The following is a 14,143-nucleotide window of genomic DNA, read 5'->3' on the forward strand; positions in this document are numbered from 1 at the left end:
CCTGATACGCCCTTTCCGTCCCCCGGAATCCCCCGCTCCGCTCCGTCCCTCCCGCTCCCGCACCAGGACCCGCACCCCACCCTCATCCACGACAGGGGCCGCTTCCCCATGACCACTTACCAGGACCAGCCCTGGCTGTCCCAGCTCACCCCGAAACAGCGCGAGTCGATAACGCCCCGGCCGAGCGTGCTGCACGCCTTCCGGGACGCCGTGCGGACCGCCCCCGACCACCCCGCGCTCGCCTACTTCGACGGACGGGTGAGCTACCGGGAGGCCGATGAGCTCTCCGACGGCATCGCGGGCCATCTCGCCGCACGCGGCTTCCGCCCCGGCGACCGGCTCGCGATCATGCTCCAGAACACCCCGCAGTTCGTCCTGGCGCTGCTCGGCGCCTGGAAGGCGGGCGGCGCCGTGGTACCGGTCAACCCGATGTACAAGGGCGGTGAACTGCGGCATGTGCTGACCGACGCCGAGGTGACCGCGTTGGTCTGTTCCCGCCATGCGTGGGAGGACTACGCCCGGGACACCGCCGCCGCCTCCCCGGTGCGCATCGCGCTCACCGCCGACGCCCATGACCTCCAGTCGCGCGACGACGAGCGGGTGCTGCGCGAACCGCGGACGGCCGTGCCCGAGGACACCCGCGACCTGCTGGAGATCGCGCGCGAGGGTGCCGCCCCGCCGGCCGTCCCCGCCCCGGGCCGCGACGACACCGCGCTGATCAGCTACACCTCGGGGACCAGCGGAGCCCCCAAGGGTGCGGTCAACACCCACGGCAACATCGCCTACAACGCCGACCGGCAGCACATCCTGCACGAGCTGCCCCCGGGCTCGACGATCTTCGCCATGGCGCCGCTGTTCCACATCACCGGAATGGTCTGCCAGCTCTCCGCCTGTATCTCCGGCGCCGGAACCCTCGCGCTCGCCTACCGCTTCGAGACCGGTGTGGTCCTCGACGCCTTCACCGAGCACCGCCCCCGCTACACCGTCGGTCCGTCCACCGCCTTCATGGCGCTGATGGCCCACCCCCAGGCCAGCCGGGACCACTTCTCGTCGTTCCGGATCATCTCCTCCGGCGGCGCGCCGCTGCCGCCCGCGCTGGTCGAGCGGTTCCAGTCCACCCTGGGCCCGTATCTGCACAACGGCTACGGCCTCACCGAGTGCACCGCCCCGTGCGCCAGCGTCCCACCCGGCACCCGGGCTCCGGTCGACCCGGTCTCCGGCACCCTCGCGGTCGGCGTGCCCGGTGCGGAGACCATCGTCCGTATCGTGGATGACGGGGGCAGGGACCTGCCCTTCGGCGAACCCGGCGAGATCGTCGTGCGCGGCCCCATGGTGGTGCCCGGCTACTGGCGCCGCCCCGAGGCGACCGCGGCCGCCCTCCCCGACGGCGAACTGCGCACCGGCGACATCGGCTTCATGAACGCCGACGGCTGGCTCTTCGTCGTCGACCGCAAGAAGGACATGATCAACGCATCCGGCTTCAAGGTGTGGCCGCGCGAGGTCGAGGACGTGCTCTACACTCACCCCGCCGTGCGCGAGGCGGCCGTCGTGGGCAAGCCCGACGCCTACCGGGGGGAGACCGTCAAGGCGTATGTGAGCCTGCGGCCGGGGGCCGCCGCCACGCCGCAGGAGCTCTCCGCCTACTGTGCGGAACGGCTCGCGGCGTACAAGTACCCCCGTGAGGTGGACATCCTGCCCGAGCTGCCGAAGACGACGAGTGGCAAGATCCTCCGACGGGAACTGCGAGGATGAGAGAGATCGGGGTGGCGACCATGGCGAGAGCGACGGACGGCGAGGGACAGCCGGTGCCGCAGCGGCTGCTGGCCGCTGCCACCCGGCTCTTCGCGGAGCGCGGCTTCGACCGTACGTCCGTCCAGGAGATCGTCGAGGCGGCGGGTGTCACCAAGGGCGCCCTCTACCACTACTTCGGCTCCAAGGACGATCTGCTCCATGAGATCTACGGCCGGGTGCTGCGGCTCCAGCAGGAGCGGCTGGACGCCTTCGCGGACGCCGACGCGCCGGTGGAGCGGCGGCTGCGGGACGCGGCGGCGGACGTGGTGGTCACCACCATCGAGAACCTGGACGACGCCACCATCTTCTTCCGGTCGATGCACCACCTCAGCCCGGAGAAGCACAAGCAGGTGCGCGCCGAGCGCCGCCGCTACCACGAGCGGTTCCGCGCGCTGATCGAGGAGGGGCAGCGGTCCGGGGTGTTCAGCTCCGAGACCCCGGCCGATCTGGTGGTGGACTACCACTTCGGCTCGGTCCACCACCTGGGCACCTGGTACCGCCCCGGCGGACCGCTCAGCCCCCAGCAGGTCGCCGACCACCTGGCGGACCTGCTGCTGCGCGCCCTGCGGCCGTAAGGAACCCGGTGACGGGAAGGGGCGGGGCCGGGCACGACCCCGCCCGCCCCGGCCTATGCGTACTTCTTCAGCTCACGCCGGGCCAGCGACCGCTGGTGCACCTCGTCCGGCCCGTCGGCCAGCCGCAGCGTGCGCGCCGCCGCCCACAGCTCGGCCAGCGGGAAGTCCTGGCTGACCCCGCCGGCGCCGTGCAGCTGCACCGCGCGGTCCAGGATGTCCACCACCGTCCGGGGGGTGGCGATCTTGATGGCCTGGATCTCGGTGTGCGCCTCGCGGTTGCCGACGGTGTCCATCAGCCACGCGGTCTTCAGCACCAGCAGCCGCAGCTGCTCCACCGCCACCCGCGCGTCCGCGATCCACTCGTGGACCTGGCCCTGCCGGGCCAGCGCCGTCCCGAACGCGGTACGGCCCAGCGCCCGGCGGCACATCAGCTCGATACCGCGCTCGGCCATCCCGATCAGCCGCATGCAGTGGTGGATACGGCCGGGGCCGAGCCGGGCCTGGGCGATGGCGAAACCGCCGCCCTCCTCACCGATGAGGTTCGCCGCCGGGACCCGTACGCGGTCGAAGACCACCTCGGCGTGGCCGCCGTGGTAGTGGTCCTCGTAGCCGTAGACCCGCATCGCACGGCGGATCTCCACGCCCGGGGTGTCCCGGGGCACCAGCACCATCGACTGCTGGCGGCGCACATCGGCGCCGTCCGGATCGGTCTTGCCCATCACGATGAAGATCGCGCAGTCCGGGTTCATCGCCCCGGAGATGTACCACTTGCGGCCGCTGATGACGTAGTCGTCACCGTCGCGCTCGATCCGGGTCTCGATGTTCGTCGCGTCGGAGGAGGCGACCTTCGGCTCGGTCATCGCGAAGGCCGACCGGATCTCGCCCGCGAGCAGCGGCTCCAGCCACTGCTTGCGCTGTGCCTCGCTGCCGAACTGGGCCAGCACCTCCATGTTGCCGGTGTCCGGGGCGGCGCAGTTCAGGGCGGTGGGCGCCAGTTGGGGGCTGTGACCGGTGATCTCGGCGAGCGGGGCGTACTGGAGGTTGGTCAGCCCCGCGCCGTACTCCTCGTCGGGCAGGAAGAGGTTCCACAGCCCCTGCTCGCGGGCCTCGGCCTTCAGCTCCTCGACCACGGGCGGGGTGTCCCACGGGGACGCGAGCGCGGCGCGCTGCTCCTCGGCGACCGCCTCGGCCGGGTGGACGTGCTCGGCCATGAAGGCGAGCAGCCGGGTCCGCAGCTCTTCGGTACGGGCGTCGAATGCGAAGTCCATGACGTCTCAGCTCTCCTGGAGGGTGGTCAGGCCGTGGTCGATGAAGCCCGGGACGATGTCGCCGATGCGGTCGAAGCCCGCGCCGACGGTCTGTCCGAGGGTGAAGCGGTAGTGGATGCCCTCGAGGATCACCGCGAGCTTGAAGTAGGCGAAGGCGGTGTACCAGGCGACGCCGCTGACGTCCCGGCCCGAGCCCTCGGCGTACCGCTGGACCAGTTCGTCGGTGCCGGGGTGGCCCGGGGCGCCCGAGGTGCTGGAGATCGGGGAGTCGGGGAGGGTCGGGTGATTGCTGTACATCACGATCAGACCGAGATCGGTCAGCGGATCGCCGAGCGTGGACATCTCCCAGTCGAGGATCGCCTTGATCCGGTCGTCGGCACCGACCAGGACGTTGTCCAGCCGGTAGTCGCCGTGCACCACGGTGGGCGCGGGGGAGGCGGGGAGCGCCTTGCCCAGCCGGGTGTGCAGCTCGTCGATCCCGGGCAGGTCGCGGTTGCGCGAGGCGGTCAGCTGCTTGCCCCACCGGCGCAGCTGCCGCTCCAGGAAGCCCTCCGGCCGTCCGAAGTCCCCGAGCCCCACCGCGGCCGGGTCCACCGAGTGCAGCGCCACCAGGGTGTCCACCAGTGACAGCACCACGCCCCGGGTGCGCTCCGGGCCGAGCGCGGTCAGCTGGTCCGCGGTGCGGTAGGGGGTGCCCTCGACGAACTCCATGACGTAGAACGGCGATCCGATGACCGAGTCGTCCTCGCAGAGCAGCACCGGCTCCGGAACCGGCACACTGGTCGGATGCAGTGCGCTGATCACCCGGTGCTCGCGCGCCATGTCGTGGGCGGTGGCCAGCACATGACCCAGCGGCGGGCGGCGGACCACCCAGCGGGAGACGCCGTCGGTGACGGTGTAGGTGAGATTCGACCGGCCTCCTTCGATCAGCCCGGCGCTCAGCGGCCCGCGCACCAGCCCCGCCCGCTCACGGTCGAGATGGGCGCGCAGCCGCTCGAGGTCGAGCCCTGGGGGGTTGCCTGCGTTCATCGAATCTCTTCCTCCGGTGGAGAAGGGGCGAACGGTTCCGACTCATGATGCCGACCAGTCGGTATGTAGTCCAGTGCGGGGGCCGTGACGGAGCCCGTGCGGGGTGCCGCGCGCCCGGTACCGGAGCGCTGCGCCGGTACCCGTACCGGCGTCGGTTTGCGCGCGGGCGGCGGGCGGCGGAGCGTCGAAGGGAGACCACCGCGACGCGGCCGTGCCGTACGGCCCCGTCCCGCGGCACCGTCCGCGCACCGCGCACCGGAGCGTGGCCGCGGGGCACCTCAGGGAACCGCAAGGAGCGCCACCATGAAGGCCATCAGCTACCGCCGCTACGGCGGCCCCGAGGTCCTCGACTACGGCGAGGTCCCGGATCCCAAGGTCGGCCCCGACTCCGTACTGGTCCGGGTCCGGGCCGCCGCCGTGAACCCCGTCGACTGGAAGGCCCAGGCCGGATATCTGGACCCGGTCCTGGACGCCGTCTTCCCCGTCATCCCCGGATGGGACGTGGCCGGGGTGGTGGAGCGGCCGGGCCCCGCGGTGACCGGGTTCCGGCCCGGTGACGAGGTGATCGGGTACGTCCGGGAGGACTTCCTCTGCCGGGGCACCTTCGCCGAGTACGTGGCCGCGCCCCTGCGCACCCTCGCCCGCAAACCGCGCAACCTCTCCTTCGCCCAGGCCGCGGGCATCCCGCTGGCCGGACTGACGGCGTACCAGGCGCTGACCGGGGCGCTGCGGGTCACCGAGGGCGACACCGTGCTGGTGCACGCGGCGGCGGGCGGCGTCGGCTCGATGGCGGTCCAGCTGGCGCGGCACATGGGCGCGCGGGTCATCGGCACCGCGAGCGAACGCAACCACGACTATCTGCGCACGCTGGGCGCGGAGCCCGTCGCCTACGGGGACGGGCTCGCGGACCGGCTGCGCGAGCTGGCGCCCCGCGGGGTGGACGCGGCACTGGACCTGGTCGGAGGCCAGGCGCTCACCGCCTCCGCGGAGCTCCTCGCCCGCGGCGGACGGCTTGCCTCCATCGCCGATCCGGAGGTGCTGGGCCTCGGCGGCCACTACGTCTTCGTCCGCCCCGACCCCAGCGACCTCCAGGACCTCACCGATCTGGCCGAGCGCGGCGCCCTGGGCGTGGAACTGGCCGCGGTCCTCCCGCTCCCGAGAACCGCCGAGGCCCAGCGCCTCAGCGCGGAGGGCCACACCCGGGGCAAGATCGCCGTCACGGTCGACTGAGCGCTCCGCGGGAAGCGCAGCGAGACGCCGTCGTGGTCGCGGCTGTGTCGTCCAGGAGCCCGCCGGCGTGCGGGGCGCCCCGGATGTCGGGTGCCGCGGCGTCTCCTCGGCGGTTTTCGTGCGCGTCGGCCCGCGGGGTTCCGTGCTCGGGCGGGCGTGTCGTCCTTCGTCCCCGCGGCGGGAGCGGTCCCCGGGGCTCGTGCGGGTGGTTCACGGCGCCGCGCGGGCGCGCCCGCGGGTGGCGCTGGCCGCCGCGGCGGAGCCGGGCCGAGCGCTCGCCGGGCGCCGTCCGGGACGCGGCGTCCGGGCGTGGGGTCCCAGCGGACGCGGCGTCCGCGGGCGCGCGGCGACAGGCGGTGCGGCCCCGCGGCCGCGGACGTCGGCGGCCCGGCCACGAGAAGGCCGCCATACGCGCTCGGTGCGCGGTCCCTTCGCGCCGAGGGCCGGTCCCGCCCGCCGTGCGGCCCGAGCCCGTCGCCGCGCCCGCCCGCACGGTGGCGTACCGGCTGCCCCGGTGCCGGCCGGGTGTCCGGGGCGGTCAGCGCAGGGTCGCCGCGCCGAAGAGGGTCATGGCCAGGACGCAGGCCACGGCGACCACGGCCGCCCGCGGGGACAGTGCGGGCGGTCGTGGCGCGTCCATGGTCCGGATGCGGCGGTGTGCCGCGCCCAGGAAGGCCAGCCAGGCCAGGACGACCAGGGCCAGGCCGAGCAGGGGGAGCGGGCCGGTGCCGGAGGACAGGGTCTGGCGCCCGGCGAGCGAGGCGGCCACCGCACAGGTCAGTGTCGTCCGCCGCCAGGCCAGCCGGGTGCGCTCCGGCTGGAGCCCCGGGTCCCGGGTTCCGCTCCCGTGCGGCGCGTTCCCCTCCGGCACCCGCTCACACACCCCAGCCGAAGGCGACCACCAGCACCATGCCCAGCGCGACCACCCCGACGGCCAGCCCCAGCACCACCGGAAAGCGCGAGCTGGGCAGATCCTCGCCGCGGCGCATGGCGCGTTCACAGCGGATCCAGTGATTGATCGCCCGCAGCGCGCACAGCGCACCGCCCGCGAGCAGGACCAGGGCGAGCGCGATCCGCAGCGGCCGGGTGGTGTCGGTCAGGAACTGGTCCACCGCGAAACCCCCGCCCACCAGCGCCATCGCGGTCCGCAGCCAGGCCAGGAAGGTGCGTTCGTTGGCGAGCGAGAAGCGGTAGTCGGGGGTCCGGCCCTCCGCGCGGAGGCGGTCCGGCGCGAACCAGAGGCGGACCTCCGACAGCGCGCCCCGCGACGGACGGGGGCCGCTCACGGGGCGAGCCCCTCCCGGCGCCACTCCAGCAGCCGCCGGTACGCCTCCTTGCCGTCCGGTACCCACTCCCACTCCGGCAGCCGCCGGGTCAGCTCCTCCTCGGTGAGGAAGGCGTGCCAGGCGATCTCCTCGGCCTGCGGCGCGACGGGCTGTTCGCAGCGCACCTGGTAGACCCGGCTCCACCAGGTGTGCTCGGGCGTCTCGTAGAGGAAGGAGAACAGCGGCTCGGGCATCGGCAGCGCGGTGACGCCCAGTTCCTCCTGCGCCTCGCGCAGCGCCGCGTCGTCGTAGCTCTCACCCGCGCCGACCACCCCGCCGACGAACATGTCGTAGTGCGACGGGAAGACGATCTTCTGCGGGGTGCGGCGGTGGACGAAGATCCGGCCCCGGGGGTCCCGTGCCAGGATGAAGACGCAGCGGTGGCGCAGCCGTTTGACCATGGCGTCGGCGCGCCGGGCCTGGCCCACCACCCGGTCCCGCTCGTCCACGATGTCCAGCAGCTCGTCCGCGGACAGCGGCGGGTCCGAGGACAGGGATGCGGCGGCGGATGGGCGCTCGTCGGCCGGTGGCGGCCCGTCGTCGGGAAGCGGCTCCTGATCAGGCATGCCGCCATACAAGCAGATCGCGGGCGGTCAGCGCCGGTGGCCGCCGCCCCAGTGACCGGATCCGCCCTGGCCGTTGCCGGGCGCGCGGTCCTGCCCGTGCCCCTGTCCCTGCCCCTGGCCGGTCGCGGTGCCGGGGGCGTCCCCGTGGCGGGGTGTGCCGCGGCCGTCGCCCGCGGACGGTCCGCCCGAGCCGTCGCCGTGGCGCTCGGCGTAGCCGCGGGCCCAGCGGCGCAGCTGGTCGGCCTTGGCCTCCCAGTCGCCGGAGACCCCGCCGGGCCGTGCGGACGGCCGGTCCTGCCGGGACGCGGCGGAGTGCTCCTGCCGGGCGTCCAGGGCACCGGACGCGGGCGCGACCCGGTCCGCGGCGGCAGGAGCGGCCGGTGCGGGGCGCTCGGCGCGCGAACCGCGCAGCGGGGAGTCGCCGACCGCCGAGTCACCGAACGCGGCGGTGTGGGCGTCGGGCCGGTCGGGGGCGGAGGAGGAGGTGTCGGGCGCGGCGGTGGGCTGGCGCGCGTCCTTGCCCATGAGCAGGAAGAGCGCGGTGGCGGCGCCCGTCGCGGACAGCAGCACGGCCCCGGCCGCGGCCTTGCGCCGGTGGTCCGCCGGCCGGCGGCGGGCGTGCCGGGGGCCCACCACCTCACCCCGGAGCACCTGCGGCACGTCATCGGCGCCGGGCCCGGCGGCTTCGACGGGCTGCGGCCCGGGTGTGACCAGGGTCGGGTTCACCACACGACGTTCCGCCTGGTTCGGCGGCCCGGAATGCTCAAAGGGGCGGTCAGCCATGGGCGTTGATGATGCACCGTTGGCCGAATGCTGTCCAATCTCGGTGAACGATTGTCACCTTTTGTTGTACAAGGCGATGCCGTCCGGGAGTTGGCAGGCCGGAAAGCGCTCCCACGGCGGGTTGACGGCATACCGGCCGGTAGGGAGGATCACAGCGACGACACCGTCGGCGGGCCGACCAGAACGGAACACCACCATGGCGTACGACGCGGATGTGATCGTGGTCGGTGCGGGGCTCGCGGGTCTCGCGGCCACCGCGGAACTGGCCGACGCGGGCCGCAAGGTGATCCTGCTCGACCAGGAGCCCGCGCAGTCCCTCGGCGGCCAGGCCCACTGGTCCTTCGGCGGTCTCTTCCTGGTGGACTCGCCCGAGCAGCGGCGGCTGCGCATCCGCGACAGCCGGGAGCTGGCCTGGCAGGACTGGCTGGGTACGGCCGGCTTCGACCGCGAGGAGGACCACTGGCCGCGCCGCTGGGCCGAGGCGTATGTGGACTTCGCGGCCGGGGAGAAGCGGTCCTGGCTGCACGCGCAGGGGCTGCGGCTGTTCCCGCTCGTCGGCTGGGCCGAGCGCGGCGGCTACGACGCCACCGGACACGGCAACTCCGTCCCCCGCTTCCACATCACCTGGGGCACCGGCCCCGGTGTGGTCGCCCCCTTCGAGCGCCGGGTACGGGCCGCGGCCGACCGTGGACTGGTCGATCTGCGCTTCCGGCACCGGGTCACCGGCCTCGCGCGCAGCGCGGGCGCCGTCGACACCGTCACCGGCGACATCCTGGAGCCCAGCGGCACCGAGCGCGGCACCGCCAGCAGCCGCGAGGTCGTCGGCGCCTTCGAACTGCGTGCCCAGGCCGTGATCGTCACCTCCGGCGGGATCGGCGGCAACCACGACCTGGTGCGGGAGAACTGGCCCGAGCGGCTGGGCAGTCCGCCCGAGCGGATGATCTCCGGCGTCCCCGCGCACGTGGACGGCAGGATGCTCGGCATCACCGAGTCGGCGGGCGGCCGCATCATCAACCCCGACCGGATGTGGCACTACACCGAGGGCATCGAGAACTGGAACCCGATCTGGCCCCGGCACGGCATCAGGATCCTCTCCGGCCCCTCCCCGCTGTGGCTGGACGCCCGCGGCAAACGGCTCCCGGTGCCGCTCTTCCCCGGGTTCGACACCCTCGGCACCCTCGAACACATCATGCGCACCGGCCATGACCACACCTGGTTCGTGCTCACCCAGAAGATCATCGAGAAGGAGTTCACCCTCTCCGGCTCCGAGCAGAACCCGGATCTGACGGGCAAGAGCGTCCGCGGGGTGTTCGGCCGCGCCGGGGGCGGGGCCCCGGGCCCGGTGCAGGCGTTCATGGACCACGGCGCCGACTTCGTGGTCGAACGCTCGCTGACCGCGCTGGTGCGGCGGATGAACGAGCTGACGAAGGAACCGCTGATCGACGAGGCGGAGCTGCGCCGCGAGATCACCGCCCGGGACCGGGAGATCGCCAACCCCTACACCAAGGACGCCCAGGTCACCGCGGTCCGCGGGGCCCGCCGCTATCTCGTCGACCGGGTCATCAGGACCGCCGCACCACACCGGCTGCTCGACCCCAAGGCGGGCCCGCTGATCGCCGTACGGCTGAACATCCTGACCCGCAAGACACTCGGCGGTCTGGAGACGGACCTGTCCTCGCGGGTGCTGACCGAGGGCGGCGATCCGCTGCCCGGGGTCTACGCGGCGGGCGAGGTGGCGGGCTTCGGCGGCGGGGGCGTGCACGGCTACCGCGCGCTGGAGGGCACCTTCCTCGGCGGCTGTCTGTTCTCCGGACGCACCGCGGGCCGGGCGGCGGCCCAGGCGGTGGGGTGACGCCCGCGCGGGCATCCCGCCCACGGGATCCGGCGGACGTCCCGGATCTGACGGAAGTCTGACGAATCCGCGCAGGAGATGGCGCGGGACCCGGTCCGGTGCTCTCATCGGGGACATGGACCACCACAGCGGCGACGCCGGGCGTACCGGCGACGCCGACCCCGTCGAAGCCGAAGCCGAAGCCGAAGCCGAAGCCGAAGCCGGAGCGGACCCGGAGACCGGAGCCGACGCGGACGCCGTGACCGACGCCGACCGCACCGGCGCCCCCGTCGGCCGCCGTCTCGTCCTCGGCATGCTCGGCCTCGGCGCGGGCGCGATGGCCGCCGCGCCCTGGCTCCAGGCACGGCTGGAGAGCGGCCTCGCCGCGGTGGCGGAGAAGGACCCCACCGGTGTCACCGGCTACCTCCCCAACGGCGGCGGGTTCCGCTACTACTCCGTCACCTCCTCCGTACCGCACAAGGACGCCGGGAACTACCGGCTCACCGTCGGCGGGCTGGTGGACCGGCCCACCAGCTACCGGCTGGACGAACTGCGCGCGCTGCCGCAGCACCGGCTGGTGCGCGACGTCCAGTGCGTGACCGGCTGGCGGGTGCGGCGGACCCCGTTCGAAGGGGTGCGCCTCGCGGATCTGCTGGAGGCGGCCGGGGTCCGCAGCGAGGCCACCGCGGTCCGCTTCACCTGTTTCGACGGCGCGTACAGCGAGAGCCTGACGCTCGGCCAGGCCCGCCGCGCGGACGTCCTGGTGGCCCTGCGGATGCGCGACAAACCGCTCGCACACGCCCATGGTGGCCCGGTGCGGCTGTACGTGGCGCCCATGTACTTCTACAAGTCCGCGAAGTGGCTCTCCGGGATCACCCTCACCGACGGGGTGCGGCCCGGGTACTGGGAGGACCGGGGCTATGACGTCGACGCCTGGGTCGGCCGGTCGAACGGACGCGACGATGACCCCACCGTCTGACACCGCGCCGCGGACCGCCGCCGGGACCGCGGCCCGGCCGCGGCTGCTCCGCTTCACCCCGGCCGAGCGCTGGGTCCACCGGGTCACCGCGGTCCTGATGGGGCTGTGCGTGGTCAGCGCGGCCTGTCTGTACGTGCCCGAACTGGCCGAACTGGTCGGCCGCCGGGCGCTGGTCGTCACCGTCCACACCTGGTCCGGGATCCTCACCCCGGCCCCGGTGCTGCTGGGCCTGGCCTCCCGGGCCTTCCGGGCCGACCTGGGCCGGCTCAACCGGTTCGGACCGCATGACCGCCGCTGGCTGCGGGCCGTGCTGCGGCGCGACCACCGGCCGGAGTCGCGTCCGGCGGGCAAGTTCAACGCCGGGCAGAAGCTGTGGGCGGCGTATCTGGCCGGGGCGGTGCTGGTGATGACGGGCACCGGGGTGCTGATGTGGTTCACGGGTCTGGCCCCGCTGGTGTGGCGCACCAGTGCCACCTTCGTCCATGACTGGCTGGCGCTCTTCCTGGGCCTCGTCCTGCTCGGACACATCGGGAAGGCGCTCGCCGACCCCGAGGCCCGGCGCGGGATGCGCACCGGGCGGGTGGACCCGCGGTGGGTGGCCCGGGAGCATCCGCTGTGGCGTCCGGAGGGCCCCCGGAGCCCCCAGCGGGCCGACGACACCGGACACTCCGGGCCCGCCGGAGAGCCGCGGCCATGAGAGACGCCCGGCTCCGCTGGGGGGAGCCGGGCGTCCGAGGTGCGGTCAGAGCGCGCAGACCGCCTCCTCCGGCGCGGACTCCCGCGCGCCCTCCTTCACGATGCTCACCTTGGCGGACGTACAGCGGCTGTCCGAACGCGCGGTGGGCACGGCCGGGGCGGCGGGCCGTCCGCGCCGCCGCAGCAGCACCCCGCCGCACCAGATCGCCACCGGCGCCAGACACAGCGCCAGCGCCAGCGACGCCCAGGTGCGCATCGCCGCGTGCTCGTGCCCGAAGAAGAACGAGGCGACCAGGGAGGAGCCGAAGACCCCCGCCCACAGCAGATGGATCCGGAAGGTGGACAGCCGGTCCGGGCTGGAGGAGTCGCCCTTGGGCGTGACCACGAACCGGCTGGTGCGCCGCAGTACCGCGTCACACAGCGACTTGGCGTAGATCGGCGCGGACAGCGCGGACAGCAGCATCCCGGCCAGCCCGCCGGAGCCCTCCGGCTCGTGCGGGGAGACGTTGTGGCGGCGGTTCCAGATGTAGAGCCCGATCTGGAGCATCGCCGCGTCGCTGTAGAGCATCATCCAGATCTCGGCGGGGATGTGCAGTCCGGAGGCGCCCAGCATCAGGAACAGAGCACAGGACAGTGCGGAGAGCACCCAGTTGAGCGCGGTCATCGGGTAGTAGGCGATCATCAGCGTGTAGTTGAGCAGTTTGCCCGGCGACAGGGTGAACGGGCCCTTCCAGAACTGCTTGAGCACCGTCTCGTAGGTGCCCCGGCTCCACCGCATCTGCTGGGTGAAGAAGTCGGTCCAGGTGCTCGGGCCCTCGCCTACGGCCAGGACGTCCGGGGTGTAGACCGAGCGCCACTTCTTCCGCGTCACCGGGTTGCGGTGGCGGTGCAGTTCGAAGCCGGTGGCCATGTCCTCGGTGATCGAGTCGTACAGTCCGCCGATGCCGCGCAGCGCGCTGATCCGCACGGCGTTGTTGGTGCCCACGAACATCGGGCCGCCGTAGGCGTTACCGGCCCGCTGGATCAGCGCGTGGAAGAGGAACTGCTGGCTCTCGGCGGCCTTGGTGACCGCCGTGTCGTAGTTCCCGTAGACCTGCGGACCGACGACGAAGGCGATATCGGGATCGCGGAAGTAACCGAGCATCCGCTCCAGGAAGTTGGGCAGCGGAACATGGTCGGTATCCACGCACGCCATGAATTCATAGGCTTCGCCGTGCGCGTCCAGCCAGGCGTTGTAATTCCCGTGCTTGGTCTTCGCCCGGAAACTCCCCTTGGGCTGGTTCCATTTCTCGATGCCCTTGCGTGAGAAGTGGTGCACACCCAGCCGTGCGCACAGCTCCTTGACCTCCGGGTCGTCGCCCTCGTCGAGCAGCCAGACGTCCAGCGGTCCGGTGTGCCGCAGCCGCACCGCGCCCTCGAGCGTCGCCCGGACCATCGCCAGCGGCTCCTTGCCGGGCACGAAGCTGGTCAGGAACGCCACCTTGGTACCGGGTTCGGCGACCACCGGCACCGGATCCCGGGCCACCAGCGTGGCATGGGCGTTGGAGACCACGGTGAACAGCCGGAAGCTCTCGATCAGCGCGATCGAGACCAGCATGGTCAGGTCCGCCGCCGTCTCCCAGCCCGCCACGTGCTCCCGCCGCACCCAGTGGTCCGGGCGCAGCAGCCACAGCAGCAGCAGCGCCGAGCAGACCGGCGCCGCGCACAGCAGCAGCGCCGCCCGGTACCGGTGCGGCTCCTGGGCCAGCAGACTGCGGGTGCGCACCCGGTAGGGACGGTCGGCACGGGGTTCCGTCAGCGGCCCCGCCAGTTCGCTGTAGCGCTTGTACTCGTACATCGCCGCGGGGCGGTGGTGGATGCCGCCGGAGGCTGCGCGCGCGGCGGGGGGCGCGGGATGCGCACGATGCGCCGCGGCGGGCGCACCGGCCTGATGACGCTGAGGTCTGACGGGGATCTGTGCAGGCATCTGGGGCACTCCCGCGGGGCCGTGTGGAAGGGAATGTCGCGCCGCGATGACCCGGACGTACCACATTATTCAGGTCATCGCGCGAGATGAGAAGGTAACAATCC

At 73.1% G+C, this 14,143-nt stretch carries 13 protein-coding genes; 6 read left to right on the forward strand and 7 right to left on the reverse strand.

All coding sequences use genetic code 11. The features are described from left to right. Positions 1 to 108: 108 nt before the first annotated feature. Both AC07FT_RS25680 and AC07FT_RS25685 read left to right on the forward strand, forming a co-directional pair. Positions 109 to 1,752 (forward strand): class I adenylate-forming enzyme family protein, encoded by a 1,644-nt coding sequence (locus AC07FT_RS25680; RefSeq protein ID WP_479178250.1) that lies wholly within the window; start codon positions 109 to 111, stop codon positions 1,750 to 1,752. A 20-nt stretch (positions 1,753 to 1,772) separates the two neighbouring features. Next, positions 1,773 to 2,366, forward strand: a complete 594-nt coding sequence (locus AC07FT_RS25685) for a TetR/AcrR family transcriptional regulator (RefSeq protein ID WP_431773487.1) — start codon at positions 1,773 to 1,775, stop codon at positions 2,364 to 2,366. Between the two features lie 53 nt (positions 2,367 to 2,419). Here the strand turns inward: AC07FT_RS25685 and AC07FT_RS25690 are convergent, their stop codons facing one another. Then, the gene (locus tag AC07FT_RS25690; protein WP_479178251.1) at positions 2,420 to 3,634 is read right to left on the reverse strand and encodes an acyl-CoA dehydrogenase family protein; all 1,215 of its coding nucleotides are present in this window, start codon (positions 3,632 to 3,634) and stop codon (positions 2,420 to 2,422) included. Positions 3,635 to 3,640: 6 nt separating this feature from the next. Next, the gene (locus AC07FT_RS25695; RefSeq protein WP_479178252.1) at positions 3,641 to 4,663 is read right to left on the reverse strand and encodes a phosphotransferase family protein; all 1,023 of its coding nucleotides are present in this window, start codon (positions 4,661 to 4,663) and stop codon (positions 3,641 to 3,643) included. 303 nt (positions 4,664 to 4,966) lie between these two features. Here AC07FT_RS25695 and AC07FT_RS25700 point away from each other — a divergent pair, with 303 nt between their 5' ends. After that, positions 4,967 to 5,893, forward strand: a complete 927-nt coding sequence (locus AC07FT_RS25700) for an NADP-dependent oxidoreductase (protein ID WP_479178253.1) — start codon at positions 4,967 to 4,969, stop codon at positions 5,891 to 5,893. A 538-nt stretch (positions 5,894 to 6,431) separates the two neighbouring features. Here AC07FT_RS25700 and AC07FT_RS25705 read toward each other — a convergent pair. From AC07FT_RS25705 to AC07FT_RS25720, 4 genes are read right to left on the reverse strand one after another with little or no spacing between them, the layout of a single operon-like run. Then, positions 6,432 to 6,764 carry a DUF202 domain-containing protein gene (locus AC07FT_RS25705; protein WP_471202505.1) on the reverse strand — a complete coding sequence of 111 codons (333 nt, stop codon included), beginning with the start codon at positions 6,762 to 6,764 and terminating at the stop codon, positions 6,432 to 6,434. Positions 6,765 to 6,768: 4 nt separating this feature from the next. After that, positions 6,769 to 7,179, reverse strand: a complete 411-nt coding sequence (locus AC07FT_RS25710; RefSeq protein ID WP_254744045.1) for a YidH family protein — start codon at positions 7,177 to 7,179, stop codon at positions 6,769 to 6,771. Continuing rightward, entirely contained in the window at positions 7,176 to 7,784 is a 609-nt protein-coding gene (locus AC07FT_RS25715; RefSeq protein WP_471202504.1) for an NUDIX hydrolase, read from the reverse strand. Before AC07FT_RS25715 ends, AC07FT_RS25710 begins: the two co-directional genes overlap by 4 nt. Positions 7,785 to 7,811: 27 nt before the next feature. Continuing rightward, the gene (locus tag AC07FT_RS25720) at positions 7,812 to 8,513 is read right to left on the reverse strand and encodes a hypothetical protein (protein ID WP_479178254.1); all 702 of its coding nucleotides are present in this window, start codon (positions 8,511 to 8,513) and stop codon (positions 7,812 to 7,814) included. 250 nt (positions 8,514 to 8,763) lie between these two features. On the opposite strand from AC07FT_RS25720, the gene AC07FT_RS25725 reads away from it, so the two are divergent. The 3 genes from AC07FT_RS25725 to AC07FT_RS25735 all read left to right on the forward strand — a co-directional run bounded on the left by AC07FT_RS25725 (position 8,764) and on the right by AC07FT_RS25735 (position 12,074). Next, a complete protein-coding gene (locus tag AC07FT_RS25725; RefSeq protein WP_479178255.1) occupies positions 8,764 to 10,419 on the forward strand; it encodes an FAD-binding dehydrogenase in 1,656 nt (551 codons plus the stop codon). A gap of 115 nt (positions 10,420 to 10,534) precedes the next feature. Beyond that, positions 10,535 to 11,377 (forward strand): molybdopterin-dependent oxidoreductase, encoded by an 843-nt coding sequence (locus AC07FT_RS25730; protein WP_479178256.1) that lies wholly within the window; start codon positions 10,535 to 10,537, stop codon positions 11,375 to 11,377. Next, positions 11,361 to 12,074 carry a cytochrome b/b6 domain-containing protein gene (locus tag AC07FT_RS25735; RefSeq protein WP_479178257.1) on the forward strand — a complete coding sequence of 238 codons (714 nt, stop codon included), beginning with the start codon at positions 11,361 to 11,363 and terminating at the stop codon, positions 12,072 to 12,074. The genes AC07FT_RS25730 and AC07FT_RS25735 overlap by 17 nt, the downstream gene beginning before the upstream one ends. 45 nt (positions 12,075 to 12,119) lie before the next feature. On the opposite strand, the gene AC07FT_RS25740 is transcribed toward AC07FT_RS25735, so the two are convergent. After that, positions 12,120 to 14,039, reverse strand: a complete 1,920-nt coding sequence (locus AC07FT_RS25740) for a glycosyltransferase family 2 protein (RefSeq protein WP_479178258.1) — start codon at positions 14,037 to 14,039, stop codon at positions 12,120 to 12,122. Positions 14,040 to 14,143 lie beyond the last annotated feature (104 nt).

This window comes from Streptomyces sp. NPDC045899 (genome assembly GCF_056431485.1).

What these genes read in the sequence shown, in the direction of transcription:
- AC07FT_RS25680 (WP_479178250.1), top strand. Translation starts at nt 109, where the DNA reads ATGACCACTTACCAGGACCAGCCCTGGCTGTCCCAGCTCACCCCGAAA.
- AC07FT_RS25685 (WP_431773487.1), top strand. Translation starts at nt 1,773, where the DNA reads ATGGCGAGAGCGACGGACGGCGAGGGACAGCCGGTGCCGCAGCGGCTG.
- AC07FT_RS25690 (WP_479178251.1), bottom strand. Translation starts at nt 3,634, where the DNA reads ATGGACTTCGCATTCGACGCCCGTACCGAAGAGCTGCGGACCCGGCTG.
- AC07FT_RS25695 (WP_479178252.1), bottom strand. Translation starts at nt 4,663, where the DNA reads ATGAACGCAGGCAACCCCCCAGGGCTCGACCTCGAGCGGCTGCGCGCC.
- AC07FT_RS25700 (WP_479178253.1), top strand. Translation starts at nt 4,967, where the DNA reads ATGAAGGCCATCAGCTACCGCCGCTACGGCGGCCCCGAGGTCCTCGAC.
- AC07FT_RS25715 (WP_471202504.1), bottom strand. Translation starts at nt 7,784, where the DNA reads ATGCCTGATCAGGAGCCGCTTCCCGACGACGGGCCGCCACCGGCCGAC.
- AC07FT_RS25725 (WP_479178255.1), top strand. Translation starts at nt 8,764, where the DNA reads ATGGCGTACGACGCGGATGTGATCGTGGTCGGTGCGGGGCTCGCGGGT.
- AC07FT_RS25730 (WP_479178256.1), top strand. Translation starts at nt 10,535, where the DNA reads ATGGACCACCACAGCGGCGACGCCGGGCGTACCGGCGACGCCGACCCC.
- AC07FT_RS25735 (WP_479178257.1), top strand. Translation starts at nt 11,361, where the DNA reads ATGACCCCACCGTCTGACACCGCGCCGCGGACCGCCGCCGGGACCGCG.
- AC07FT_RS25740 (WP_479178258.1), bottom strand. Translation starts at nt 14,039, where the DNA reads ATGCCTGCACAGATCCCCGTCAGACCTCAGCGTCATCAGGCCGGTGCG.